Here is a 24,680-nt window from a genome sequence, read left to right on the forward strand (position 1 = left end):
AGGGTAGCCAGCATAATGGTATCCGACCGGGAGGGCTCGTTGGGTACGCGCTGGTCGATGCCGATGAGAAGGATCGTCTCCGCTTTGCCCGGCGCCGCCTCGGCGGTGCCGCTGCCGCCCTGCCTCCACTGACCGGTGGCCAGGCCCCCGGTCAGCCAGAGGCCGGCTACTTTGTAGCCGGCGTAGGCGAAGGCGGCAAAGGTTATTAGCGCCAGGATTATTAAACCGGCAATGAGGGACAGGGAACTGCGGCGTTTCTGAGCCCGGGCCGCGCCTCCATCCCACATCCCGGTTTGATACTGATCACGCATGGCCATCTGTTTTTCCCCCACAAAATATATAGACGAAACTCTTAAACCTCTGGTTCCGCCTGTCCGTAAAAATTTTTACGCGTTCCCCGCTGGTCCTGTCTGGAGCCGGTTTTTAGTATAACAGAACCGGCCTGGTTTGTATAGCAGGAGTGGTATGGGCTTCCCGTCTCTATAGTTTTTTTGTCACCGCAAGGGTAAATAATTATAATTTTTTATCAAACTATAATTCACAAAGTAAGTCTTGTTGTGGTATAATATGAGCGGGGGAAATGAGAGATACTATTTCCTAAATGAAGCTAGTTTTCCTGCAGTTCCCCCACTACTTATAAATACGGAAAGGAGGCAATAAAGATGATCAAGGACATCCAGCGTAATCTCCTCCGCGAACGCCAGGCGCTTTTGGAACAGTGGGCCTACGCCCCGGAAAGGGACCGGCCCCACTTGCTCGTCAGGCTCATGGATATTGACGAGCAGCTTGAACTGGGCAAAGTGAAGAGCAAGCCCCGGACCAGGCTTCCCAAGCGAAATGTGGTCTAGGAGGAGGGAAAGGGCGCGGGAGTTTATTCCGCGCCCTTTCTATTTGGTTAGGGCCCGCCCCGGTTGGACGGTCGCGCTGCTGGTCTTATCCTTTACCCCCCTGAAGGCCCCGTAAAAGCAGATCAATAACCGCCTCAGCCAGGGCCGGCAGGTCGGTTGACGCCGGGTCATTAAATAGCTGGTGCCCTACGGCGGCGATGCACCCGGTAACCATCACGGCCGCCAGGTGCGGATTTACCGGGCGCATCTCGCCTTGGTCAACTGCCGCCTGCAGCCACTTGCCTAAACAGTGCAGTTTTTCCTGCTGGATTTGGCAAAGTAGCCGCTGGGTGGCGGCATCTACCGGCGGATGGTCGTTTAAAAGAATTCTGGCAATTTCCTGATGCACATGGAAGTAGCCCAGGCTTTCAGCGACCAGGCGCCGGAGGAAGCCCGTCAATTTTTTCTCATCCTGGCACACCCTTTGCAGATTATCCAGGTAGGTAGTGAAGATATGAACCAGCAGCTGCTGGAAGAGTTCTTTTTTGCCGGGGAAGTATTCATAAATGGTCCCCTTCCCTACCCCGGCGGCGGCGGCGATATCGGCGATGCGGGCCTGGTGGAAGCCCTGGTCGGCAAAAATCTTAGTGGCCGCCGCCAGTATCTGCTGGCGTTTATCCCCCGCTTTCCGGCTCATCCGCTACCCCTCTCTCTTTTGTTTATTACTTCTTTTATTACTTCTTTAACCGGCCGCAGTTTCCGTTCCGGTTCCCGCCGGGGCTGCTTTTTCCCGGCGCCGGGAAAGGCGCCGGAAGCGGCCCAGGCGCCCGCCCAGGTCTTCAAAGATGGTATAGAGCACCGGCACCAGGATGAGGGTCAGGACCGTGGAGACCGTCAAGCCGCCGATAACGGCCGTGGCCAGGCCGGCGTCCATCTCCGCCCCCTCGCCGATGCCGGTGGCCAGGGGCAGCATAGCCAGGATGGTGGTCAGGGCCGTCATCAGGATGGGCCGCAGGCGGTTGCCCCCGGCGACCAGGATGGCCTCCCGCCGGGCCATACCCCGGCGGCGCAGGAGGTTAATGTAGTCTACCAGGACGATGGCGTTGGAGAGGACGATGCCCGCCAGCATGATGACCCCCATGAAAACCACGACGTTGAAGGTCCGGCCGGTAACCAGCAGGGCCAGGATGACCCCGGTGATGGCCACCGGGATGGAGAACATGATGACAAAGGGGTGGAGCAGAGATTCGAACTGGGCCGCCATGATCATATAGACCAGGGCGATGGCCAGGAGCAGGGCCAGGCCCAGCTGGGCGAAGGACTCGTTCATCATCTGGTTCTGGCCGGTATACTCGATGCTGTAACCGGCGGGGAGGTTAATCCCGGCCACCCCCCGGCGGATATCCTTCATGACCTCCCCCAGGGAGCGGTTGCCCAGGTTGGCCGTGACGCTGGCCACCCGGTCCTGGTTGTAGCGGTTGATGGTGCTGGGGGTGGTATCGGTTTTCAAGTCGGCAATCTCCTTCAGGGGTACCTGGACCCCCAGGGGCGAGGGCACCGTCAGGTTGGCCAGGCTGTTCAGGTCTTGGCGATTGGCCGCCGGCAGCTGGACGCGGATATCGTACTCATCGCCGCCGACCCGGTAGCGGCTGGCGACCTTGCCGCCGATGGCGGTGGAGACGGACGCCGCAACCTGGGCCGCGCCCAGGTTATAGCGGGCGGCCTTTTCCCGGTCCACCAGGACTTCCACCTGGGGCCGGCCCCGGGTAATGCTGCTGTCTACGGCCACGGTGCCGGGTACAGCGGCCACCACCTGCTGGACCTGGTCCGCCAGGCCGCGCAGGACCTGGAGGTCGCTGCCGTGAATATCCACCTGTACCGGCGCCCCGGTCATCCCGGCGCTGAAGGATGAGGCCGGGCTGACGGTGATCTTCGCCCCGGCGATGCCGGCCGTCGCCCGGCGGATGGCCGCCGCTACCTCCTCGGCGCTCCGGTCCCGCCGGTTCCGGGGCACCAGGTTGACGTTGATGCTGGCCATCTCCGGTGTCTCCCCGCCCAGGAGGGAACTCTGGCCGCCGCCCTGGCCGATATCCTGGTAGAGGCTCTGGACTTCCGGCTGCTGCCGGATCACCCCCGCCACCCGGTCGGCCATAGCCGCCGTCGTCGCCAGCTCCGTGCCCCGGGGCAGCTCAATGGTCACCTTCAGGGTGCCTTCGTCGGACTGGGGCATGAATTCAAAGCCCAGGAAGGGGATCAAGGCCAGGCTGCCGCTAAAAATCAGGAGGACCGCCGCCACCACCTGCTTGCGGTGGGCCAGGGACCAGGCCAGGAAGCGGCTGTAAAGGTTACTCAACCGGGTCATCCAGTAACCGGTGGTCAGGTGCTGGCGCAGGCCCCGGGCTGAGGTTGCTTCCGGCGGCAGGTCTCCCACCAGGATGCGTGAGGCCAGGGTCGGGGTTACCGACAGGGAGACCGCCAGGGACGCCAGGAGGGAACAAGTCACCGTCAGGGCCAGGGGCCCGAAGATCTGGGAGGCTATGCCCTCGACAAAGGCAATGGGCAGGAAGACGCCCACCGTGGTCAGAGTGGAGGCCACCACGGCCATGGTCACTTCCCGGGAGCCTTCGGCCGCCGCCGTCATGGCGTCTTCACCGCCCTGGCGGTGGCGGTAGATATTGTCGAAGATAACAATAGCGTCGTCCACCATACGGCCGATGCCCAAGGAGAGGCCGCCCAGGGTCATCATGTTGAGGGTCATATGGCTGAAGTAGACCAGGACGAAGGTGGTAATAATGGAAATAGGTATGGTCAGGGCAATGATAATGGTACTGCGGAAGTTACGCAGGAAGATAAAGATAATCAACATGGCCAGGAGGCCGCCCAGGATCATATCCCGGTAGACCCCGTTAATGGCAGCTTCGATGTACTTGGACTGGTCGTCCACCGGCTCGATGATAACGCCCGGGGGCAGGTCCTTTTGTAACTCCTGCAGGGTCTTTTTCACAGCATGGGCGATAAGGACGGTATTGCCGGTGGTTTGTTTTTGGATGGCCAGGCCAATGGCCGGCTTACCGTCGTAAAGAGTATAGTGGGTTTGTTCGGCGGTGGTGTCCTTAACGGTGGCTACATCCCCCAGGCGCACCGTAACCCCGCCGGGGGTCGTCAGGACCACCCGGCGGATCTGGTCCAGGTTGCTGAATTCCCCGTTGACCCGAACCAGGACCTTTTTGCCGGCATCCGTCACCTGGCCGCCGGAGGAGGTGATATTCTCCGCCTGCAGGGCCTGGACCACCTGGTTGATGGCCAGGCCGAAGGCCTGCAGGCGGTTCGGGTCCACCAGGACCTGGATCTCCCGGGTCAACCCGCCGGTAATATTCACCGCCGCCACCCCATCCAGGCGTTCCAGGCGGTTCTTGACGGTGTTTTCAGCGATATCCTTCAGGCGCTGCTCATCCAGGCTACCGTGGAGGGCCAGGGTCATGACGGGCATCATATTGGGGTCCGCCTTCATGACCATGGGTTTATCTACCCCGTCGGGGAAAAACTTCTCGACCATATCAATCTTTTCCCGCATGTTCAGGGTGGCGAAGTCCATGTCCTGGCCCCAGTTGAACTCCAATAAAACGACGGAACTGCCGGACATGCTCAGGGAGTGGATATTCTTAATCCCCTGGACGGTACCGAGGACATCCTCCAGGGGTTTGGTCACCGTCTTTTCCACCTCTTCGGGGCCGGCGCCGTTATAGGTGGTGATGACGGCGGCATAGGGCAGCTTCAGGTCGGGCAGCAGGTCCACCTTCAGGCGGGACAGGGAGACTATCCCCAGGAGGATGGCTATCAGCACGGCCATGGTCAGGGCCACCGGGCGCTTGATTACGAGTTGGGACCAGCTCATGATTGCGGCCCCCCGTTCACTACTTCCACCGGCTGGTTTTCATTGACGAAGTCCTGACCCTTAACGATTATCACCGCATTATCGTCCAGGCCTTTCAGGATCTCGACGTTCTTGCCGTCGTCCAGGCCGGTGGTTACCGCCCTGCCGGCAGCCTTGCCGTCAACCACTGTGTAAACGACATTCTGGCCGCTGCGGTTGACAACGGCGTTTTTCGGCACCAGAAGGGCGTTGGCTGCCTGACGGGTAGGAAAGACCACCGTGGCGGCCATCCCCGGTTTAACCTCTGCCGGGGCGGCGGGCAGGTCGATTTTTACTTGATACAGGTGGGTACGCTCGTCGGCCGCCGGGCTGACGCTGGCGACCCTGCTTGCCAGGGTCTTATCCCCCGCTGCCGGCACTGCCACGCTGACCTTGTTACCGGGCCGCAGGTAGTTGACATCCTCCTCGGTCACATTGATCTCTACCTGGAGGTTGCCGGTGGTCACCAGGGTGATTACCGGCCCCTGGGCCGTCTCCCCCGGCTCCAGCAGGCGCGCGGCCACTACCCCGTCGGCCGGGGCTTTTATGTAGGTATTCTCCAGGGCGACCTCGGCCTGGCGCACGGCGGCACTGGCGGTGGCAATGCCGGCCTGGGAGGCAGCCAGGCCGGCCCGGGCGGCCTCCAGGGCCCCCTGGGCGGCGGCCAGGTTCTCCTGGCTGGCAGCAGCGGCCGTGCGGGCGGCATCCAGCTGCTGCTGGGAGGCGGCCCCCTGGTCGAAAAGGGTCTGGGTCCGCTGCAGGTTGGCGGCATCTAGGCTGGCCTGGGCTTCAGCCTGCTTCACCCGGGCCTCGGCCTGTTTGATCCCGGCTTCAGCCTGGGCCGGGGCGGTGCGAGCCTGGTCCAGGCCGGCCCGGGCCTGGGCCAGGCGGGCGGCGGCATCGCTGTCGTCCAGCCGGGCGATAACCTGGCCCTGGCTGACCCGGTCGCCGACGTTTACCAGGACGGCCTTCAGTTTGCCCGGCATGGCGGCGGTGACATTAATGGTCGTGCCGGCCTGGACCGTACCCGTGACCCGGGCCGGCTGGGTGATGGTGCCGCGGGCAACTTTGGCTACTTCTACCGGCACCTTCTGGCTCTCTGCCTGGCTGGGCGGTTTTGGGCCGCAACCTGCGGCTACGAAGGTCACCAGGAAAAGGGCCAGGATTAGATAAGTAATTCTCCCCCGTTTAAAACCCACGGTCTTCCCCCTCCAAAAATAGGCTCCACCCTAAATTGACCGGACGGTCGGTCAACAAGTTCCATCATAGCATATTCATGGGAGGAGGATCAATGCTTACTATTTTAATTTTAGGTTTAATTTTAGGTTTAATTTTAGTAAACTTTTGGGGCCATCTTTAAAGGGTACCTCCCCTGCCGGGAAAGGTACCCCTGCCCTACCTACCTTTTAATTGCGCAGGCGCCGGCCCTCCGAAGGATTGCTCTGCTTTAACACCCCTAGCATGGTCAGGGCTTTGCCGGTCCCCAGGGCGACGCAGGAGATGGGGTCGTCGGCGATGTGGACCGGCAGGCCTGTCTCCTCGCTCAAGAGGACGTCAACACCGCGGATCAGGCTACCGCCGCCGGTCATGACGATCCCCTTGTTGACCAGGTCGGCGGCCAGTTCCGGCGGCGTCTGCTCCAGGACCTCCTTCACCGCGCCGACAATCTGCTGGATTGGTTCCTGGAGGGCGGTATAGATCTCCTGGGAGGTGATGTTCACCGTCTTGGGCAGGCCGGTTACCAGGTCGCGGCCGCGGATGTCTATATTCTCCCCGGCGCCGATGGAGCGGTGGACTGTGCCGATTTTTATCTTTAGTTCCTCAGCACTGCGTTCGCCGATCATCAGGTTATGCTCCCGGCGGATATAGCGGACGATGGCTTCATCCAGCTTGTCCCCGGCCACCCGCAGGGAACTGCTGCAGACGATCCCCCCCAGGGAGAGGACGGCAATGTCGGTGGTACCGCCGCCGATATCCACCACCATGGAACCGCTGGGCTCGGCAATATCCAGGCCCGCCCCCAGGGCCGCCGCCAGGGGTTCTTCGATGACAAAGGCCTGTTTGGCCCCGGCCTGCAGGGCTGCCTGGCGCACGGCCCGCTCTTCCACTCCGGTGACCCCGGAGGGAATACAGACCATGACCCGCGGCCGGAGCAGGCCCTGGCGGCCGCAGGCTTTATCTATAAAGTAACGCAACATCTTCTCCGTGCTGTCGTAGTCGGCGATAACCCCGTCCCGCAGGGGGCGCAGGGCGATGATGTTGCCCGGCGTCCGGCCCAGCATACGCCGGGCTTCTTCCCCGACAGCGAAAATCTGGCCGCTGTCCCGGTCCAGGGCGACTACCGAGGGCTCCCGCAGGACGATCCCCTTGCCCTGCAGGTAGACCAGGACGCTGGCCGTACCCAGGTCGATGCCTATATCCTGACTCAAGCCGAACATATGCGCTATTCCCTTCCTCTCCCATGGCAATGCTGTTATTTATTCGCCAGTAGAGGAAGGAATTCCTGTCGTTTCGTCAGGAAACTTGAGTTTCTTTATATTTTTTCCGGGTGGCCTCCCCGCCGCGCAGGTGACGTTCGGCCTTATTGGTATTGAGGACGGCCCGCACCTCCCGGGCCAGGGCCAGGTTGATCTTGGGCAGGCGTTCGGCTACGTCCTTATGGACGGTGCTCTTGCTGACACTAAAAGCAGTAGCCGCCTGGCGTACAGTACAGCGGTACTCTACGATGTGGGCGGCTATCTGCAATACCCTTTCCCGGATATAATCCTGCATGGGGGCAGCCTCCCAATTTCAAGTCGTTATAATTTTATTGACAGGCTGCCGAAAAAAGAACTTACCGCATGGCTGGGACAGGGTCCACGGCCTTGCCGTTTTTTAACAGCTCCAGGTGCAGGTGGGCTCCGGTGCCGGCCTCGGCCGTCCCCGGCTCACCGAGTTCACCCAGGACGGTACCCGGTTGGACTTTATCCCCCTTGGCTATCTTGATGTTGTTCAGGTTGGCATAGACCGTCTGGTAGCCGTTGCCGTTATCAATTACCAGGCGGTAACGCCAGGCGTCGCTATAGGCGATCTCCTTGACCACCCCAGCGCCGGCGGCTTTAACCTGGCTGCCGGCTGGAGCTGCCAGGTCGACCCCGCTATGGAAGCGGTAGTCGCCAAAGGCGGGGGCATAGGCAAAGCCGTACCTGGCAGTAATTTGCCCCGGCACCGGTGCGGACAGGACGGGCTGCCCGGCGTCTTTGGCTTCCTGGCCGGCCTGTTGTTGAGTGGCCGGCGCGGCCTGGGCTCCCTGTTGTCCTTGGAGGTCAGGGGGCACCGTAGTCGAGCCGGCAGGCGTTTCCTGGGGCTGGGGCTGCACCGGGACTACCGTCGTCCCGGCCGGCCCGGCGGTCTGGAAGGTCCGGACGCCGTGGTCCCGGAAAGCGGCATTATTGGTTACCAGGTAGTAGCTGCCGCTGAACAGGACGGCCAGCAGGACCAGATACAGGCCGCGGCGTCGCAGGGCCCGCTGCAGATCGGCCGGGTTCAGGAACCGGTGACCGGCCAGGGGGTTACGCGTCGGTAACAGTTTTTTCCATGAGGCCAAAATCTTCAGCATCTGGTTGCATCACCTCAGCTGGATTCTGCCCCATATACTGGTATTTAATACCTTACTACCTCTGTTCGATTTTCGTGCCTGGGTAGTAGTGGGCCAGGATGGCGGCGAAGTTCTGGCCCTCTTTGGCCATGCCGTTGGCGCCGTATTGGCTCATGCCGACGCCGTGGCCGTAGCCGATGGTATGAAAGGTGATCTGCTCCCCCTGGACCTGCCAGGTAAAGTCGGTGGAAGGCAGGCCCAGGAGCTTGCGTAGGTCGGTGGCGGCGAAGGTCTTGCCGCCGATCTTGATACTCTTGACCCGGCCCGTGAGGGTCTTTTCCAGGATTTGCATGGCCTTGCCGCCGAAGGGGCTCAGGGCCGCAGCCGGCACGGCCGCCAGGTTGACGCCCAATTTACGGTCTAGATCCTGCAGGGTAAAAGCCCGGCTGTCGCTGTAGCGGGGCGCCTCTTTATCCCAGGGTGAGGGTACGCTCTGGAGGTAGGGCACGTCCCGGCCCCAAACGGCGGCGGCGCTCTCGGTACGGCCGCCGCCGTTGGCGTGGTAGACGGGGTCAATGAGCTGGCCTTGGTAGGTCAGGACCATGCCCTGAGTGGCCTGGACGGCCGCCTGGATCTTATTTTTATAGCGCCAGTAACCTATCAGGCCCCAGCGCTGGCGCAGGACGTCATCACCGGCCCAGGCCTGGCAATGGGCCGGGTCGGTGCAGACGTCGGCGTTCGGATGGGCGGCATCGGGTTTGTCTTTGGCGGCGGCAATCTTTTTCAGGGTATAAGTGCGGGCGGCAATGGCCTGGGCCTTCAAAGCCTCCGGCTCAAAGTTGGCCGGCATCTCCCCGGCGACCACCCCGGCCACGTACTCCTCCAGGGGCATGATTTTGGTAGTCCCCGTCTGGTGAAAGTAGACCCGGACCAGTTGCTTGCCGGTCTGGACCTGGACGGGCGGCTGGAACAGGCGGATGCCTTCGATAATCATCACCGGCGTAATGATCACGGCGGCAAAGACCAGAATAATGAAGAACCCCATGAGTTTACGCATTTATCTCCACCCCCGGCTGCTGGTAGCTTTAACCACCTTTCATGTCCATATATATGAAGGCTTGGCCCAAAAAAGACCGCCCCGCAAGGCCAAATAACTGCTGCCAAGATGGAGGAAGTTGCGGCTGCCATCCATACCAGTTTTGGCTTAAAGTGAGAGCCCGGCTGCCTGCCGGGCTCTTCCCATCCTTGCCTAACTGCCCTATCTTTCTTCCCTGCGGATCTGGGCGCCCAGGGCCTGGAGCTTGGCAACCAGGTTTTCATAACCGCGATCGATATGCTGGACGCAGGAGATGCTCGTCTCCCCTTCGGCCATGAGGCCGGCAATGATTAGGGCCGCCCCGGCCCGCAGGTCGGTGGCCTTTACGGGGGCGCCGGTGAGTTTATTTTTGCCTTTGATAACGGCACAGTGGCCTTCAATGACTATACTGGCCCCCATCCGCTTCAGTTCGTTGACGTGCATGAAACGGTTTTCAAAGACCGTCTCGGTGACCATGCTACTGCCCCGGGCGGTGGTCAGCAGGGCCATGAACTGAGCCTGCATGTCCGTCGGGAAGCCGGGATAGGGCATGGTTTTGATGTCCACCGCCCGCAGGGGCAGGTCGGCCTGGACCCGGATACCGCCCTCTTCTTCGGCCAGGTGGGCGCCGGTTTCAGTTAATTTGGCCATGACGGCCTTCAGGTGGGTAGGGATGACGTTCTCCACCAGGACGTCGCCACCGGTGGCGGCGGCGGCAATCATAAAGGTGCCGGCCTCGACCCGGTCGGGAATCACGGCGTGATGGCTGCCGTGGAGTTCCTTGACACCATCAATCTTGATCACCCTGGTACCGGCGCCGGTAACCCGGCCGCCCAGGGAATTAATAAAGTTGGCCAGGTCGACGATCTCCGGCTCACCGGCGGCGTTCTCAATGGTAGTCGTCCCCTCGGCCAGGGCCGCGGCCATCATGATGTTCTCCGTCGCCCCAACGCTGGGGAAATCCAGGTAGACCTGGGCGCCCTTCAGACGGCCGGTGGCTGCCGCCTCAACGTTGCCTTTATTGACGGTAATGCTGGCTCCCAAGGCGGCCATTCCCTTCAGGTGCAGGTCTATGGGCCGGGCGCCGATGGCGCACCCTCCGGGCAGGGAGACCTTCACCCGGCCGAAGCGGGCCAAGAGGGGACCCATGACCAGAAAGGAGGCCCGCATGCGGCGGACGTATTCATAGGGCGGCTCCATCTTTGCAATCGAACCGGCATTGATGTGCAGGTTATTAACTCCATCAGGGTAGACTTGGGCGCCCATTTCGCCAATGACGCCGCACATGGTATCGACATCCGCCAGGCGGGGGATATCTTCCAGGTAACACTCGTCGCCCGTCAGCAGGCAGGCAGCGATAATCGGCAAGACGGCATTCTTGGAACCACTGACGGTCACCCGTCCCTGCAGCCGCGACCGGCCCTCAACAACTATTGCCTCCAATTTCCCTAGCCCCTTTTGGATTTTATCTTTTAATACAATATAAGATAAGGCCTTTAAGGTCTATTATAACATATACCTTTTAATACTCGCCACCCAAAAGGGGCGAACCGAGATGTAAATAAGTATTCCCGTCGGTGGCATGGAAACGCAGGGCGACATTAACGTTGACCTCCCGCCCGGCCACGGCCAGGCCCCGGGGCAGGCGGTCGGAGTAGGCGCTGATACTCAGGAGTTCGTCATCCTCCACCCCTTCGACCTTACGGGCCCCCAGGGCCGCCAGGACGGCCCTGGCCCTTTGCTGTCTTGCCGCTGCCGACAACTTGCCGGGGATAACGCCGATGAGGCCGTAGGTCAGGTGGGGTTCCACCTGCCAGGCCTGGAAGGCCGCCCGGACCTGCCCCTGCCAGGAGACCATCTCCCCTTCCCCGTTTTGGGGTGCACCTGTCAAATCCAGGAGCAGGTAGGTCTCGCCGTCGGCACCGGACCCGGCCAGGCTTTGAACGGACAGGAAGAGCTTCACCCCCGGCTGGAGTTCCCCTTCCCAGGCAGTGCCGTGGAACTTCTCCGTATCCTGGTGGGTAAGGCCGGCACCGGCTCCCGGGTCCAGGCCCAGGCCGGTCAAGGCCTGTTGGGCCAGGTCAGAGATAGTGGCGGCGTCGCTAAAGCTGGTGTTCAAGCGGCCCCAGGCTTCCAGGTGCAGGCTCTCCAGGCGGGCGCCACTGGCACTCAGGGCGGTAAAGAGCAGGCGGGGCGTCACTTCATCCCCGGCCGCCGGCTGGCCTGACGAGCCTGCCTGGCCGGCAGAGACCGTTGCCCCGGCCAGGGGACTGCGCACAACCCGCGGCAGGAAGAGATGGCTGGCCAGCAGGCCCCCGGCCAGGCTGAGAACGAGCAGGGCCACCAGAAGGCTGGTAAACGTAACTTTACGACCAGCAGCCTTAAATTTAAGGAGATAAGTGGTTTTAAGATGAAAGCGCGACCAGAACAAAGGCAAAGCCCCCTTGCAGGAATAGTGTTATTCCTATTCTTGCCAGGGGGCCTGGTAAATAGACTCCGGTGAAAATGCTTTTACTCCACGTAGGAGCTGGAGGATACAGACTCCGGGCTCCACTGGTTCTCGGCTAGCAAACTTGGCGCTCAGCCTTGCTCGGCGGCGGGGGTGGCATGATTTTACCTTTTTGAGCATGACTGGCAGGGCGTGCTACTTCCCGTTCCTGAAGTAACGTTACGATCCCCATCCCGTTCACCGCCACCTCGCTGCGGCTTCACTGAGTTTGCTGACGCCTCGAACCAAGTCGCCCTCCGCCTGTATCCTTCATCTCCTGTTTATAAAACCCCGGCCGCTTGCAGCCGCGCCGTGGCCCGCCGCAGGGCGGCTTCGGCCCGGGCGACGTCCAGGCCCGGCGGGCGTTCCCGCAGGCGCTGTTCGGCCCGCTCCCGGGCCTGGCGGGCCCGGTCAACGTCGATCTCTGCCGCCCTTTCCGCCGTGTCGGCCAGGATAATCACCCGGTCCGGGCCGGCTTCCAGGAAACCGCCGGAAACGGCCAGTTTTTCTTCCTCCCCGCCTGCCTGCCGGCGGCAGGTGACCACCCCGGCCTGCAGGGTCGTAATCAGGGGGGCATGTTCCGGCAGGACGCCCAGGTACCCCTGGACGCCGGGGGCCGTGACGCTGGCGGCCTCCGCCTGCAGGACGACCCGCTCGGGAGTGATGATCTCCAGGTTGAGGGCGGCCATCTACATCAACTCCTGGCCCTTCTTGACGGCTTCATCGATGGTGCCGACCATATAGAAGGCCTGCTCGGGCAGGTCGTCGTGACGGCCCTCCAGGATCTCCTTGAAGCCGCGGATGGTTTCCTTCAGCGGCACATAAACACCCGGTTGTCCGGTGAAGGCCTCAGCCACGTGGAAAGGCTGGGAAAGGAAGCGCTGGATTTTCCGCGCCCGGGCAACGGTCAGCTTATCGTCCTCGGAGAGTTCATCCATACCCAGAATGGCGATGATGTCCTGGAGCTCTTTATAACGCTGCAACACCTGCTGCACGCCCCGAGCGACCCGGTAGTGTTCCTCCCCCAGGATGCGGGGGTCCAGGATACGGGAGGTAGAATCGAGAGGATCCACCGCCGGGTAAAGGCCCAGCTCGGCGATTTGCCGCGACAGCACCGTGGTGGCGTCCAGGTGGGCGAAGGTCGTCGCCGGGGCCGGATCCGTCAGGTCGTCGGCCGGGACGTAGATGGCCTGGACCGAGGTAATAGAGCCCTTTTTAGTCGAGGTGATGCGCTCCTGGAGGGCTCCCATCTCTGTCGCCAGGGTGGGCTGGTAACCCACGGCCGAGGGCATGCGGCCCAGGAGGGCGGAAACCTCGGAACCGGCCTGGACGAAGCGAAAGATGTTGTCAATGAAGAGGAGGACGTCCTGGCCCTGGGCGTCCCGGAAGTATTCCGCCATGGTCAGGCCCGTCAGGCCCACCCGCAGGCGGGCGCCGGGGGGTTCGTTCATCTGGCCGAAGACCAGGGCCGTCTTTTCGATAACCCCGGATTCCTTCATTTCCAGGTAGAGGTCATTACCCTCACGGGTCCGCTCGCCGACGCCGCTGAAGACGGAAAAACCGCCGTGCTCGTAAGCGATGTTGCGGATGAGTTCCTGGATGAGGACCGTCTTGCCGACCCCGGCGCCGCCGAAGAGGCCGACCTTGCCACCCTTGGCATAGGGTGCCAGGAGGTCAACAACCTTGATACCGGTTTCCAGGACCTCTGTAGAGGGCTGTTGCTCTTCAAAGGCCGGTGCCGGCCGGTGAATGGGCAGCCGTTCCGGGGTATCCACCGGGCCCTGGTTGTCGATGGGTTCCCCCAGGACGTTAAAGAGCCGGCCCAAGGTCGCCGGGCCTACCGGTACGGTGATGGGCCCGCCGGTATCGACGGCGGTCATGCCCCGCTGCAGGCCGTCAGTGGTGGAGAGGGCCACACAGCGGACGGTGTTGTTGCCCAAGTGTTGCATGGCCTCCATGGTAACATTAACCTTATCGGTTTTAATGGTAATGGCGTTATACAGGTCTGGCAACCGGTCGCTGGCAAATTCCACGTCCACCACCGGGCCGATAACCTGCACCACCTGTCCTTCGTTCAACGGATAGCCCCTCCTTTACTTCAGAGCGTCGGCCCCGGCCACAATCTCCAGGATCTCGCTGGTGATCGCCGCCTGGCGGGCGCGGTTGAAGGATAGGGTGAATTTATCAATCATCTCGGCGGCATTCTTGGTCGCGCTGTCCATGGCCGTCATGCGGGCGCCGTGTTCACTGGCCTTGGCCTCCAGCAGGGCGCGATAGACCTTGATCTCGCAATACCGGGGCAGGAGTAGCCGCAGTACCTCTTCCGGCGAGGGTTCGTAGATATAATCACCGACATCCTGCTGTTTTTCGGGAACCGTGATGGGCAGCAGGCGATCGACCTGGGGTACCTGGCGAATGGCTGAATAGAAACGGGTGTAGACCAGGTTGATTTCATCCAGGGTACCCTCCAGGTAGAGGGCCACCAGCCGGCGCGCCAGTTCCCGGGCCTGGATAAGGTCCGGGTTGTCCCCCAGGTCGGTGAAGGCCTGGATCAACTCCACCGGCCGGCGGCGGAAAAAGTCGCGGCCCTTACGGCCCACGGCCACCAGGGCCGCCGGGCGCTCCTCCTGCCGCAGGCGTTCTTCCGTCAGCCGGATCAGGTTGGCGTTGTAGCCGCCGGCCAGGCCCCGGTCGGCGGTAAAGAGGACATAGCCGGCTTGCTTGAGCTCCCGGGGGTTGACCAGGGGCTGGGTTTCCGGGTCTACGGCCGCTACCAGGCGACCGACAACTTCCTCGAGCTTGGCGGCGTAGGGCCGGGCTGCCGTGACCTGGGCCTGGGCCTTGCGCAGCTTGGCCGCGGCCACCATCTTCATGGCCCGGGTAATATGCTGGGTGCTCTGGACACTGCGGATGCGGCGCTTCAGGTCACGCATGCTGGGCATGCCGGCTCACCACCTTTATGCTTCCCCGGCAGCGGTAAAGCTGCCTTTGAAGTCTGCAATGCTCTTTTGCAGCAGTTCCTGGAGCTGGTCGTTCAGTTGGCGCTGCTCGCGGATGCCGGTCATGACCTCCGGGCGCTCGTTACGGAGAAAGCGCAGGAAGTCTTTTTCAAAAACCCGGACCCGCTCCACCGGCAGGTCATCCAGGAAACCGTTAATGGCGGCGTAAAGGACGACTACCTGTTCTTCAACGGGCATGGGCTGGTACTGGTCCTGTTTTAGCATCTCCATCATACGCTCGCCCCGGGCCAGGCGCGCCTGGGTGGCTTTGTCCAGGTCGGAACCGAACTGGGCGAAGGCCGCCAGCTCCCGGTACTGGGCCAGGTCTAAGCGCAGGCGGCCGGCTACCTGCTTCATGGCCTTGATCTGGGCGGCGCCACCCACCCGGGAAACGGAAATACCGACGTTGATGGCCGGGCGCTGGCCGGCGTAGAAGAGGTCGGACTCCAGGAAAATCTGGCCGTCGGTGATGGAGATAACGTTGGTCGGGATGTAGGCGGAGACGTCCCCGGCCTGGGTCTCGATGATCGGCAGGGCAGTCAGGGAGCCGCCGCCCATCTCGTCATTCAGGCGTGCCGCCCGCTCCAGCAACCGGGAATGCAGGTAAAAAACGTCCCCGGGATAAGCCTCCCGTCCCGGCGGCCGGCGCAAGAGCAGGGAGAGCTCCCGGTAAGCGGCCGCGTGCTTGGAGAGGTCATCATAAATGCAAAGAACGTCCCGGTGCTGTTCGTACATGAAGTACTCGCCCATGGCGCAGCCGGCGTAAGGCGCGATGTAGAGCAGGGGCGACGGCTCGCTGGCCGTGGCCATAACGACGATGGTATAGGCCATGGCGCCGGTTTCCTCCAAGCGTTGGACGACGTTGGCCACAGTCGAGGCCTTCTGGCCGATGGCCACATAGACGCAGATGACGTTCTGGCCCTTCTGGTTAATAATGGTGTCAACGGCGATGGCCGTCTTCCCCGTCTGGCGGTCGCCGATGATCAGTTCCCGCTGGCCCCGGCCGATGGGGACGATGGAGTCAATGGCCTTGAGCCCCGTCTGCAGGGGGGTATTGACCGGTTGACGGTATACCAGGCCCGGCGCCGGGGACTCCACGGGACGGAATTTACTTGTCTGGATGGGCCCTTTACCGTCTACCGGCTGGCCCATGGCGTTAACCACCCGGCCGATGAGGGCTTCACCCACCGGCACCTCAACGATGCGCCCGGTACGTTTAACCTGATCGCCCTCTTTAATGTGGGTATAGGGGCCGAGGATGACCGCACCGACGTTATCTTCTTCCAGGTTCAAGACCATTCCGTAGATATCGCCGGGAAATGCCAGCAACTCACCGGCCATGGCCCGGTCCAGGCCGTAGATGCGGGCAATGCCGTCGCCGACCTGGGTGACCGTGCCCACCTCGGCCATTTCTACTTCCAGCTGGTATTGTTCAATCTGCTTCTTTAGAATACTGGTTATCTCATCGGGTCGAATGCTCAATGCTTCTTTTCACCCCTTTGCCCTGCTCGGTATCAAGCCTTTTTCAGGTGTTCCCCCAGGAGCTCTAGCTTCTTCTTCAGGCTGGCATCCAGGACGCGGTCCCCCAGGCGGATCATCAGCCCGCCAATCAGGTCCGGGTTGACCCGGTTGGCAAGGCGAATATGCTGCCGGGTTGTAGCGGCCAGCCTTTCCTTTAAGCCGGCCAGGATATCCTCCCCCAGGGGGGTCGCTGAGGTTACCTCCACGGGCAGGATATGCTCGGCCTGGTCCACCAGGCGGCGGAACTGGGCGGCCATCTCCGGCAACGCCCGTTCCCGGCCCCGGGCCAGGACCAGATGCAGGAAGTTTTTTAGTACCGGCGCCAGACCAGGGAAAATGGTATCAACCAATTTTTGCTTGGCCCTGACTGGAATTAGCTGGTGGTAGAGAACGCGCCGGAAATCCCGGTCGTCAGCCAGGACGTTACTTACCCGTTCCAGGCCGGCGGCCAGTTCACCGGCCGTGCCCTGTTCCCGGGCAATATGAAAAAGGGCGCTGGCGTAGCGCCGGGCTATGGTTTGCTCGCTCATTGCAGTCGCTCCACCTCAGCCAAGGCTTCCCGGGCCAGCCGTTCCTGATCATCGGCCGTCAGGGAGCGCTCCAGGACCTTGGCGGCCGCCAGGACGGCCAGGTTGGCGGCTTCGCTGCGGATGGCCGCCAGGGCCTTGGTCTTCTCGCCCTCAATCTCGCCCCGGGCCTGGGCCAGGGTCCGCTCGGCTTCAGTGCGAGCCTGGTTGATAATCTCCGTCCGCGTCTCCTCCGCCATCCGGGCCGCCCGGTCCAGGATAATCTGGGCCTCCTGCCGGGCGCCCCGGAGTTGTTGTTGGTACTCGACCAGGATGTTTTCGGCCTTTTCCCTGGCCGCAGCCGCGTCATTTAGACTGCCTTCAATCCGGTTTTCGCGCTCGGCCAAAATCTTGCCGATGGGCTTGTAAAGAAATACATAAAGCAACCCCATAATCACCAGCAGATTAAGGGCCTGCAACAAAAAAGTCCAGGGGTTAAAATTCAGGGCCTGGAAAATCGCCTGCACAGACGCACCCTCCTTTCGCTCTTCCCTACCCCCATAGGACAGGGGCGAATAAGACTGCTTAGCGCCGTCCTATTCGCCCGCCAAGGGCTCCTTAGAGCTTGGTCCACATGAGGATGGCAATAACGAAGGAAAAGAGCGTCAGGGCTTCCATGAAAGCCAGGGCCAGGAGCAGGGTTGTCCGGATGTCGCCGCTGGCTTCAGGCTGCCGGGCCATACCCTCCAATGCCCCCCGGGAAGCAATGCCCTGACCCAGGGCCGACCCCAGGGCAGCCAGGCCGATGGCCAGACCAACGCCGATAAAACCTAGTGCGTTCATTTTTATCCTCCTTTGAGCAAAATATGGTTAATATAATTTGGTGTAATTATAGGTAAGGCTTAATGCCCATGGATAAAATTAGCGATATAAGTAACCGTCAGCAGGGTAAAGACAAAGGCCTGGATGGTGCCCATCAGGACCCCCAGGAGCATGATGGGTGTCGGCAACAGGAAAGGTATCATGAGAAACAGGATTGTAACTACCATCTCTTCGCCGAAGAGGTTGCCGAAGAGACGGAGGGAAAGGGAGACGGGCTTTACCAATTCTTCGATAACATTTAAAGGAAAAAGGAATGGCGCCGGCTGGAAGAAATGCCGGATATAACCTCCCACGCCCAGTTTGCGAATGCCAATAAGCTGGACCAGGATGATGGTGGTGACAGCAAAGGCTGCCGTCGTGGAAAGGTCCATGGTGGGAGGTTTCATGCCCGGGATAAACCAGGAGAGGTTCAGACTCAAGATAAAGACAAAGAGGGTAGCAACTAGGGGTAAATACCGCCGCCCCTCTTTACCCATGGCCTCTTCCAGGAGGCCATAGAAAAACTCCAGCAGCATCTCCAGGACATGCTGGACACCCCGGGGGATAAAGCTAATTCTCCTGGTCGCCAAGAAAACGCCGGCCAGCAACAGGGCCATGATAATCCAGGTATTAACGACGGTAGAGTAAATAGGAATAGGGCCCAGGTGAAAGATTTCAACCGGGCGGACGTGTGTCATAATTTCGCCCAGAGCGCGCAGACCCAACGTTTTTTCCCCCCTTTCTCAGGATGATGAGAGCCGCCTGCCCCATGTGGGCCGCGACCTGGAGGACCAAGCCGGTCAGGACCCCGAAGAGAGTCTCGAGGCCTTGCAGGACTGCGGATAGGGCCAGGAGGGTCAGGGCAACCCCCGTCCTGACTAGGGAACGAAACATTAAAACATTTAAAGCCCGCAGGGGATCCAGGTTGCGCGGGTTATGGGCAGCCGCTACCTGCCAGCGCAGCATCAGGAATGATGTCAGGGAACCTGCCCCCAGGCCGGCAATAAAATAGTAATAGCCCCCGGCCAGGGCAGCCATTGCCGCCATGGCGGCCAGGGCCAGCATCATTTTCTCAGTGGCGCTTAGTCCGATCCCTCTCCCTGGCATCGGTCGTCCTGCCCTTGCGCTCTCTCTCCAGGACCCGTAGTTCGTTAAGCATGCTGTAAAACCCCAGCCCGATGCCCAGCAGGATACCGGCCAGCATCAGCCAGGGCGCAGTGCCCCAGCGGCGATCAAGCCAGCTCCCTCCGTAAAACCCCAGGAGGATACCTGTTGTCAGGGTTACGCCAAAGGAAAAGGCTATATTGGCATACCTGGCATAATCCCAGTAGTTATTTTTTTTGGCGACCATTGATGTTAAGTTGTTGCCTGGAGGAATTTTTTATTCCTTTTTCCTGTTCCCTGTCTTAACATATTCTCCCTTGACGACGATATTCCTGCTTGTGAAATATTTAATTTTTTGTCCTACTGGCCCGTGGTTGGAACTCCTGGGGCCGGGCCACAGTAAGGCCGAAGTAATAGCGCAGGCCGGCGTGGATGCGCCGGGAGGCCTGGCCGTCACCATAGGGGTTGACAGCGTGGGCCATCTGCAAGTAAGCTTGCCGGTCGGTGAGAAGTTCATCCGCCGCCGCCAGAATATCCCGGTAGGCGGTGCCTACCAGGCGTACCGTGCCGGCAGCTACGGCCTCCGGCCGTTCCGTGACCTCCCGCAGGACCAAGACGGGCTTGCCCAGGGCCGGGGCTTCTTCCTGCAGGCCGCCAGAATCCGTCAGGATCAGATAAGCCCGGTTCATGAGGTTAACGAAGGGCTCGTAATCCAGGGGCTCGATTAAATACACCCGGTCCTGGCCGTCGAGGATTTCGTTGGCCAGTTGTCGTACCCGGGGATTGTAATGCACGGGAAAAACCAGGGCCGTATCCGGATGCCGGTGGATAAGATCCCGTAGGGCCGTAAAAATCTCCCGCAGGGGTTCACCCCAGTTCTCCCGCCGGTGGGCCGTCACCAGGATAACTCGCTTTTGCTCAAAATCCAGCCCTGCCAGGCCGTGAGCCTGAAAGTGATACTCGTCGTGGATGGTAGCCTTTAAGGCGTCAATGACCGTGTTGCCGGTGACGTAGACGTGCTCTGGGGCGATACCTTCCCGGAGGAGATTATCCCGGGCTGTGGCTGTGGGGGCGAAGTGGATGTCTGTCAGGGCGCCGGCCAGGCGGCGGTTCATTTCTTCAGGGAAGGGGGCGTAACGGTCGCCGGTCCGGAGACCGGCTTCCACATGGCCGACGGGAATCTGCTGGTAAAAGGCGGCCAGGGCGGCGACAAAGGTGGTGGTGGTGTCGCCGTGGACCAGGACCAGGTCCGGTTGAGCCTCTTTAAGGACCCCGGCCAGGCCGTTTAAGGCCCTGGTGGTAATCTCTTCCAGGGTCTGGCGCGGCCGCATGATGTCCAGGTCGTAATCCGGCTGGATGTGGAAGAGGCGCAGGACCTGGTCCAGCATCTCCCGGTGCTGGGCGGTAACTGCCACCCGGCAGGTGAATTCCTCCGGATGCAGGTTTAATTCTTGGACCACCGGGGCCATCTTAATGGCCTCGGGCCGGGTGCCGAAAACAGTCAGTATCTTGTAGGGCGGCATGGGTTGGTAAACCTCCATTAAACCTCCATTAAATATATCAAGTAACAAAGTGCTGTCTTTTTCTGCAGAGCCCCTTATAGGGGCAAGCCCCTGCCACGAATACCGGCAATGTTAGCTAATACTTCAAATATCCCTTGGCCCGCAGCTTGGCGAGGTGTTCCTCCAGGGCCTGCTGGATATCGATGCCGTACTGTTCCTCCAGGACGAACATTAAAGAAACGGCCGTCTGGGCCACGTCCAGGAGTTCGCGGGTGATGGCGGCTTGGACCGCCGCGGCGTCTACCTGTACCTCTTCGCCGCTCAGGCCACGGAACTTACCGATGGCCTGGGCCAGCTCCCCGGCCTCCTCCATGAGTTTCAATGCCGTCGATTCCATGGTTGGCGCCAGGTTGTCCAGTTTGGGTAGGGCGATAATCTTCTGCTGCAAACTTCTCCCCCCTCAGACCGCCCTCTATTATACCATAACATAGCAGAAAAAAAGTAACAATAAAAAGTAACAATAAAGCAGAAAGAAGGATGGCCGCCGGCCATCCTTCGGGCACTCTTACCAGGTCAATTATCTGTTAGCTGTTAGCGCGGCAGGTGGACGATCTCCAGGCCGGCTTCCCGGAGCCAATCATAAGCAACGGGGTAGGACCGGGCATAGACGAGCCTGGCTATACCCGCCTGGACGATGGTCAGGGCGCAGCGTTCGCAGGGGTAATCGGTAACATACATGGTCGCCCCTTGCCGCTCCTCCGGCGAGCACTCCAGGAGGGCGTTGATCTCGGCGTGGATAGTACGCAGGCAGTGCTCGCCCTCCATGAGGCAGCCAACATCCAGGCAGTGGGGCAGGCCATGGGGGGCGCCGTTATAGCCGGTACCCTTGATGCGCTTGTCCTTGACCACCACGGCACCTACGGCCCGCCGGTTGCAGGTACTACGGCCGGCCACCTGAAAGGCGATGTCCAGGAAGTATTCGTCCCAGTCTTTGCGCATATATAATTCACCCTGCTTTAATCCAGTTCCGGGTACAAGGGGAAAGAACTGGTGAGATCGGCGACGAGGCCCCGGGCTTCCCCCAGCTTCTTTTCATCGGGGCCGTAGGAGAGGGCCAGGTCGATGGCCCGGGCCACCTGGACCATGGCGCCGGCGTCCATGCCCCGGGAGGTGAGGGCTGCCGTTCCCAGGCGGATGCCGCTGGTCACGCTGGGTTTCTGGGGGTCAAAGGGGATAGCGTTCTTGTTGACGGTAATCTGGACTGAAGCTAGGATATCTTCAGCGTCCCGGCCGGTGAGATTCTTGTTACGCAAGTCGACGAGGAGCAGGTGGTTGTCGGTACCGCCGGAGACCAGGTTGAACCCGTAGCCCATGAGGGCCTCGGCCAGGGTGCGGGCGTTGGTGACAATCTGCTGCTGGTAGCGTTTAAAGGCCGGGAGCATGGCTTCCTTCAAGGCCACCGCCTTGGCGGCAATGACGTGCATCAGGGGGCCGCCCTGGATGCCGGGGAAGACGGCCTTGTCAATCTCCCGGGCGTATTCTTTGGTAGTCAGGATAATGCCGCCCCGGGGACCGCGCATGGTCTTGTGGGTGGTGGTGGTGACGAACTGGGCGTAGGGTACCGGGCTGGGGTGGAGACCGGCGGCTACCAACCCGGCGATGTGGGCCATATCCACCATCAACAGGGCGCCGACTTCGTCGGCGATCTCCCGGAAGCGGGCGAAATCGATAACCCGCGGGTAGGCGCTGGCCCCGGCGACAATAAGTTTGGGCCGTTCCACCCGGGCGATGCGGGCGACGGCGTCATAATCAATGCGGCCGGTGGCGGCGTCGACGCCGTAAAAGGAGAAGTTATAATATTTGCCGGACAGGCTCACCGGGCTGCCGTGGGTCAGGTGGCCGCCGTGGGCCAGGTTCATGCCCAGGGCCTTATCCCCCGGCTGTAAAACGGCCAGGTAGACGGCGGTATTGGCCTGGCTGCCGGAATGGGGCTGGACGTTGGCGTGGTCGGCGCCGAAGAGGGCCTGGGCGCGTTCCCGGGCCAGGTTCTCGACGACGTCGGCCCACTCGCAGCCGCCGTAGTAGCGTTTACCGGGATAGCCCTCGGCATATTTATTGGTTAAGACGCAGCTATAGGCCTCCATAACCGCCCGGCTGACGAAGTTTTCTGAGGCGATTAGTTCCAGGTGGGTACGCTGGCGTTTAAGCTCGCCCCTGACGGCGGCGACGATTTCGGGGTCGACTTTAGCTACAGCCTCCAGGTTCATTAGTTTGGCCTCCTTCGTAAATAGACATCTACCAACTCCCGCAGGGCTGGCGGGTACAGGCTCCAGGCTCCGTGGTTCTCGGCGAGCAAACTAGCGCTCAGCCTTCCTCGGCGGCGGGGGTGGCTGGACTTTATCCCTTTGATCGATCATGACGGAGCGTGCTACTTCTCGTTCCTGAAGTCACGTTACGATCCCCATCCCGTTCACCGCCGCCTCGCTGCAGCTTCGCTGAGTTTGCTGACGCCTCGAACCAAGTCGCCTTCCGCCTGTACCCGCCGGCCTCTGCCTCTATCCGCATTTTCATTCTTCGTGGCGGGGGCGTCAGCCCCCAGGTGAGAGATTAAGATTGAGGCTGATATACGGCCCGTTCGCCGCCGATTAAAGGCGGCCGGGTACGGGCGGCGGTTACCGGCGCCGCGCCGATGGCCTTGACGGCCAGGCGTACGGGCACGGCCACCGGTCGCAGGTGCATACCGATAAGGGTGGCACCAATGTCCAGGCCGGCGTGGGCCTGGAGGGAGGCCACCACCACGGGCCGGTGCAGGGCGGCGTAGGTGGCTGTAGCCAGGGAGCCGCCGGCTTTAGGCGCCGGGACAACGGTGACCACCGGCAGGTTATACAGGCGGGCGGCGCCGGATTCGATGACCAGGGCCCGGTTCAGGTGCTCACAACACTGGGCCGCCAGGTAGACCTGGGCCCGGTTGGTAGCCGCCAGAAGGCCGGCCACCACGGCCCGGCCGATCTCCAGGGAGGAGGCGGAGCCGATCCGCTGCCCTATTATCTCACTGGTACTGCACCCGGCCACCAGGATCTGCCCCGGTTGCAGGCCGGCCGTGGCAAGCAACTCTTCAGCTGCAGCCTGAACAGTTGCCGTCAGGTCATGATAGTTATCCATATGGTGATCCCCCCCATCCCCTACTCCCGCTCCCGGCAACAGGGCAGGGTCTGCTCTTCCTGACCCCGGTACTGTTTTTCAATGGTGCTGATTTTTTCCACCCGGCGGGCGTGGCGGCCGCCGCTGAATCCGGCCTGCAGCCAGGTGGCGACTATATCCAGGGCCAAACCGGGGCCGATAACCCGCTCCCCCAGGGTGAGGATGTTGGCGTCATTATGCTCCCGGGCCGCCCGGGCGGAAAAGGTGTCGTGGCAGAGGGCGGCCCGGATGCCGGGCACCTTGTTGGCGGCGATGCACATGCCGATGCCGGTCCCGCAGCACAGGATGCCGCGATCGTATTCGTCGTCGGCGACGGCCGCCGCTACCTTCTGAGCATAATCGGGATAATCGACGGATTCGGCATTATAAGTGCCGAAGTCATGGTTGGCAATGCCCTGCTGGTCCAGGTATTCCTTAATCGCCATCTTCAGGTGAAAGCCGCCATGATCGCTACCCAGAGCTACGCGCAACTTCACTTCACCTCTCAGCGAAAGATTAAATCCTACTTAAATTATTCGCCAGAGTTATCATAAATCCTGCTTCGCTGTCAAACTTATTTTTGCTCTTGTGAAAATTTGTCCAAGGCCTGTCCAAGCAAGTGCTGCAGCTCCCGGGCCGTAGCCCGGTAACCCTCCAGGGGCCGGCCGAAGGGGTCAGCTATATCCCGGTCGGCTGCTGCCTGGAGGCGGGCCAGTTCTGCCAGGAGGGGTTTTAGTCCGGCCGCCAGTTCGGCCTCCAGCTGCCGGCGCCGGGCTTCCTTCTGGGTGCGTTCTGCTGGGTTGCCTGTCTCCCGATACAATCCCTCCAGCTCCTGGCGGTGGGCGGCGGTGAATTCCTGCTCCCGGGCGGCTATCTCCCCCGCCAGCTCCAGGCGCCGCCGGGCCAGGGCCGGGTCTACCGGCCCCTGGACGTACTCCTTGAGGGTAAAGGTTTTACTCCCGGCCGCCGGGTAGTTCCGGAGGATATACTCTTTATGGTCGGCCGTCATGGTCAGGATCAAATCGGCATCCTGGACCATGGCCGCCGTTAGTTGCCGGGCGCGGTGGCTGCTGAGATCCAGGCCCATCTCCGCCAGGGCCTGGACGGCTGCCGCTGTAGCCGGTTCC

The 24,680-nt window shown here is 61.3% G+C and carries 28 protein-coding genes; 1 reads left to right on the plus strand and 27 read right to left on the minus strand.

Going from position 1 to position 24,680, the window contains the following annotated elements; all coding sequences use genetic code 11:
• Nucleotides 1-317: hypothetical protein (locus SDD30_RS15600; protein WP_434075860.1), on the minus strand; the 317-nt coding region annotated here is incomplete at its 3' end.
• 345 nt (nt 318-662) lie between these two features.
• On the opposite strand from SDD30_RS15600, the gene SDD30_RS15605 reads away from it, so the two are divergent.
• Nucleotides 663-848 carry a hypothetical protein gene (locus SDD30_RS15605; protein ID WP_109207636.1) on the plus strand — a complete coding sequence of 62 codons (186 nt, stop codon included), beginning with the start codon at nt 663-665 and terminating at the stop codon, nt 846-848.
• An 85-nt stretch (nt 849-933) separates the two neighbouring features.
• On the opposite strand, the gene SDD30_RS15610 is transcribed toward SDD30_RS15605, so the two are convergent.
• The 26 genes from SDD30_RS15610 to SDD30_RS15735 form a co-directional block, all read right to left on the minus strand.
• Nucleotides 934-1,524 (minus strand): TetR/AcrR family transcriptional regulator, encoded by a 591-nt coding sequence (locus tag SDD30_RS15610; protein ID WP_434075861.1) that lies wholly within the window; start codon nt 1,522-1,524, stop codon nt 934-936.
• 45 nt (nt 1,525-1,569) lie between these two features.
• Entirely contained in the window at nt 1,570-4,722 is a 3,153-nt protein-coding gene (locus SDD30_RS15615; RefSeq protein ID WP_434075862.1) for an efflux RND transporter permease subunit, read from the minus strand.
• Nucleotides 4,719-5,939, minus strand: a complete 1,221-nt coding sequence (locus SDD30_RS15620) for an efflux RND transporter periplasmic adaptor subunit (RefSeq protein ID WP_434075863.1) — start codon at nt 5,937-5,939, stop codon at nt 4,719-4,721. The genes SDD30_RS15615 and SDD30_RS15620 overlap by 4 nt, the downstream gene beginning before the upstream one ends.
• A gap of 207 nt (nt 5,940-6,146) precedes the next feature.
• The gene (locus tag SDD30_RS15625; protein WP_434075864.1) at nt 6,147-7,178 is read right to left on the minus strand and encodes a rod shape-determining protein; all 1,032 of its coding nucleotides are present in this window, start codon (nt 7,176-7,178) and stop codon (nt 6,147-6,149) included.
• A 76-nt stretch (nt 7,179-7,254) separates the two neighbouring features.
• A complete protein-coding gene (gene spoIIID, locus SDD30_RS15630; protein WP_434075865.1) occupies nt 7,255-7,512 on the minus strand; it encodes a sporulation transcriptional regulator SpoIIID in 258 nt (85 codons plus the stop codon).
• Between the two features lie 61 nt (nt 7,513-7,573).
• A complete protein-coding gene (locus SDD30_RS15635) occupies nt 7,574-8,338 on the minus strand; it encodes a peptidoglycan DD-metalloendopeptidase family protein (protein WP_434075866.1) in 765 nt (254 codons plus the stop codon).
• 55 nt (nt 8,339-8,393) lie between these two features.
• Complete coding sequence (spoIID, locus tag SDD30_RS15640; RefSeq protein ID WP_434075867.1) at nt 8,394-9,374, minus strand: stage II sporulation protein D; 981 nt, start codon at nt 9,372-9,374, stop codon at nt 8,394-8,396.
• A gap of 201 nt (nt 9,375-9,575) precedes the next feature.
• Nucleotides 9,576-10,835 (minus strand): UDP-N-acetylglucosamine 1-carboxyvinyltransferase, encoded by a 1,260-nt coding sequence (murA, locus tag SDD30_RS15645; RefSeq protein ID WP_434075868.1) that lies wholly within the window; start codon nt 10,833-10,835, stop codon nt 9,576-9,578.
• Between the two features lie 79 nt (nt 10,836-10,914).
• Nucleotides 10,915-11,823, minus strand: a complete 909-nt coding sequence (locus SDD30_RS15650; protein WP_434075869.1) for a YwmB family TATA-box binding protein — start codon at nt 11,821-11,823, stop codon at nt 10,915-10,917.
• Between the two features lie 338 nt (nt 11,824-12,161).
• A complete protein-coding gene (locus SDD30_RS15655; RefSeq protein WP_434075870.1) occupies nt 12,162-12,569 on the minus strand; it encodes a F0F1 ATP synthase subunit epsilon in 408 nt (135 codons plus the stop codon).
• Nucleotides 12,570-13,958, minus strand: coding sequence for a F0F1 ATP synthase subunit beta (gene atpD / locus SDD30_RS15660; RefSeq protein ID WP_434075871.1), 1,389 nt, complete (start codon nt 13,956-13,958; stop codon nt 12,570-12,572). It lies immediately after the preceding gene.
• 15 nt (nt 13,959-13,973) lie between these two features.
• Nucleotides 13,974-14,822 carry an ATP synthase F1 subunit gamma gene (atpG, locus tag SDD30_RS15665; RefSeq protein WP_434075872.1) on the minus strand — a complete coding sequence of 283 codons (849 nt, stop codon included), beginning with the start codon at nt 14,820-14,822 and terminating at the stop codon, nt 13,974-13,976.
• A gap of 15 nt (nt 14,823-14,837) precedes the next feature.
• The gene (gene atpA / locus SDD30_RS15670; protein ID WP_434075873.1) at nt 14,838-16,361 is read right to left on the minus strand and encodes a F0F1 ATP synthase subunit alpha; all 1,524 of its coding nucleotides are present in this window, start codon (nt 16,359-16,361) and stop codon (nt 14,838-14,840) included.
• Nucleotides 16,362-16,393: 32 nt separating this feature from the next.
• Nucleotides 16,394-16,930 (minus strand): ATP synthase F1 subunit delta, encoded by a 537-nt coding sequence (gene atpH, locus SDD30_RS15675; RefSeq protein WP_434075874.1) that lies wholly within the window; start codon nt 16,928-16,930, stop codon nt 16,394-16,396.
• Complete coding sequence (gene atpF, locus SDD30_RS15680) at nt 16,927-17,433, minus strand: F0F1 ATP synthase subunit B (RefSeq protein WP_434075875.1); 507 nt, start codon at nt 17,431-17,433, stop codon at nt 16,927-16,929. Before atpF ends, atpH begins: the two co-directional genes overlap by 4 nt.
• A gap of 91 nt (nt 17,434-17,524) precedes the next feature.
• Nucleotides 17,525-17,749, minus strand: a complete 225-nt coding sequence (gene atpE, locus SDD30_RS15685) for an ATP synthase F0 subunit C (protein ID WP_434075876.1) — start codon at nt 17,747-17,749, stop codon at nt 17,525-17,527.
• A gap of 59 nt (nt 17,750-17,808) precedes the next feature.
• Nucleotides 17,809-18,492, minus strand: a complete 684-nt coding sequence (atpB, locus tag SDD30_RS15690) for a F0F1 ATP synthase subunit A (RefSeq protein WP_434075877.1) — start codon at nt 18,490-18,492, stop codon at nt 17,809-17,811.
• Nucleotides 18,443-18,874, minus strand: a complete 432-nt coding sequence (locus SDD30_RS15695; RefSeq protein WP_434075878.1) for a hypothetical protein — start codon at nt 18,872-18,874, stop codon at nt 18,443-18,445. The genes atpB and SDD30_RS15695 overlap by 50 nt, the downstream gene beginning before the upstream one ends.
• On the minus strand, nt 18,840-19,118 hold the full coding sequence (locus SDD30_RS15700; protein ID WP_434075879.1) for an AtpZ/AtpI family protein: 279 nt from the start codon (nt 19,116-19,118) through the stop codon (nt 18,840-18,842). The genes SDD30_RS15695 and SDD30_RS15700 overlap by 35 nt, the downstream gene beginning before the upstream one ends.
• A 100-nt stretch (nt 19,119-19,218) precedes the next feature.
• Nucleotides 19,219-20,412 (minus strand): non-hydrolyzing UDP-N-acetylglucosamine 2-epimerase, encoded by a 1,194-nt coding sequence (gene wecB / locus SDD30_RS15705; RefSeq protein WP_434075880.1) that lies wholly within the window; start codon nt 20,410-20,412, stop codon nt 19,219-19,221.
• A 97-nt stretch (nt 20,413-20,509) separates the two neighbouring features.
• Nucleotides 20,510-20,821, minus strand: coding sequence for a MazG-like family protein (locus SDD30_RS15710; RefSeq protein WP_434075881.1), 312 nt, complete (start codon nt 20,819-20,821; stop codon nt 20,510-20,512).
• A 143-nt stretch (nt 20,822-20,964) separates the two neighbouring features.
• Nucleotides 20,965-21,372 (minus strand): deoxycytidylate deaminase, encoded by a 408-nt coding sequence (locus tag SDD30_RS15715; protein WP_434075882.1) that lies wholly within the window; start codon nt 21,370-21,372, stop codon nt 20,965-20,967.
• A gap of 17 nt (nt 21,373-21,389) precedes the next feature.
• Nucleotides 21,390-22,640, minus strand: coding sequence for a serine hydroxymethyltransferase (glyA, locus tag SDD30_RS15720; protein WP_434075883.1), 1,251 nt, complete (start codon nt 22,638-22,640; stop codon nt 21,390-21,392).
• Nucleotides 22,641-22,980: 340 nt separating this feature from the next.
• Entirely contained in the window at nt 22,981-23,535 is a 555-nt protein-coding gene (locus SDD30_RS15725; protein ID WP_434075884.1) for a TIGR01440 family protein, read from the minus strand.
• 20 nt (nt 23,536-23,555) lie between these two features.
• Entirely contained in the window at nt 23,556-24,044 is a 489-nt protein-coding gene (rpiB, locus tag SDD30_RS15730; protein ID WP_434075885.1) for a ribose 5-phosphate isomerase B, read from the minus strand.
• Nucleotides 24,045-24,127: 83 nt separating this feature from the next.
• Nucleotides 24,128-24,680, minus strand: a 553-nt coding sequence (locus tag SDD30_RS15735; protein ID WP_434075886.1) for an arsenate reductase/protein-tyrosine-phosphatase family protein, incomplete at its 5' end; no start/stop codon positions are given.

It is taken from the genome of Moorella naiadis (nom. illeg.), assembly GCF_051020825.1.
Taxonomy (GTDB): Bacteria; Bacillota; DSM-521; order Neomoorellales; family Neomoorellaceae; genus Neomoorella; species Neomoorella naiadis.

Bases quoted from the DNA above. Each gene is read 5' to 3' on its own strand.
- wecB (WP_434075880.1), bottom strand. From the start codon at position 20,412: ATGGAGGTTTACCAACCCATGCCGCCCTACAAGATACTGACTGTTTTC.
- glyA (WP_434075883.1), bottom strand. From the start codon at position 22,640: ATGAACCTGGAGGCTGTAGCTAAAGTCGACCCCGAAATCGTCGCCGCC.
- SDD30_RS15700 (WP_434075879.1), bottom strand. From the start codon at position 19,118: ATGGTCGCCAAAAAAAATAACTACTGGGATTATGCCAGGTATGCCAAT.
- SDD30_RS15695 (WP_434075878.1), bottom strand. From the start codon at position 18,874: ATGCCAGGGAGAGGGATCGGACTAAGCGCCACTGAGAAAATGATGCTG.
- atpE (WP_434075876.1), bottom strand. From the start codon at position 17,749: ATGAACGCACTAGGTTTTATCGGCGTTGGTCTGGCCATCGGCCTGGCT.
- SDD30_RS15655 (WP_434075870.1), bottom strand. From the start codon at position 12,569: ATGGCCGCCCTCAACCTGGAGATCATCACTCCCGAGCGGGTCGTCCTG.
- SDD30_RS15715 (WP_434075882.1), bottom strand. From the start codon at position 21,372: ATGCGCAAAGACTGGGACGAATACTTCCTGGACATCGCCTTTCAGGTG.
- spoIID (WP_434075867.1), bottom strand. From the start codon at position 9,374: ATGCGTAAACTCATGGGGTTCTTCATTATTCTGGTCTTTGCCGCCGTG.
- SDD30_RS15625 (WP_434075864.1), bottom strand. From the start codon at position 7,178: ATGTTCGGCTTGAGTCAGGATATAGGCATCGACCTGGGTACGGCCAGC.
- atpH (WP_434075874.1), bottom strand. From the start codon at position 16,930: ATGAGCGAGCAAACCATAGCCCGGCGCTACGCCAGCGCCCTTTTTCAT.
- SDD30_RS15605 (WP_109207636.1), top strand. From the start codon at position 663: ATGATCAAGGACATCCAGCGTAATCTCCTCCGCGAACGCCAGGCGCTT.
- spoIIID (WP_434075865.1), bottom strand. From the start codon at position 7,512: ATGCAGGATTATATCCGGGAAAGGGTATTGCAGATAGCCGCCCACATC.
- SDD30_RS15635 (WP_434075866.1), bottom strand. From the start codon at position 8,338: ATGCTGAAGATTTTGGCCTCATGGAAAAAACTGTTACCGACGCGTAAC.
- SDD30_RS15615 (WP_434075862.1), bottom strand. From the start codon at position 4,722: ATGAGCTGGTCCCAACTCGTAATCAAGCGCCCGGTGGCCCTGACCATG.
- SDD30_RS15610 (WP_434075861.1), bottom strand. From the start codon at position 1,524: ATGAGCCGGAAAGCGGGGGATAAACGCCAGCAGATACTGGCGGCGGCC.
- SDD30_RS15725 (WP_434075884.1), bottom strand. From the start codon at position 23,535: ATGGATAACTATCATGACCTGACGGCAACTGTTCAGGCTGCAGCTGAA.
- atpG (WP_434075872.1), bottom strand. From the start codon at position 14,822: ATGCCCAGCATGCGTGACCTGAAGCGCCGCATCCGCAGTGTCCAGAGC.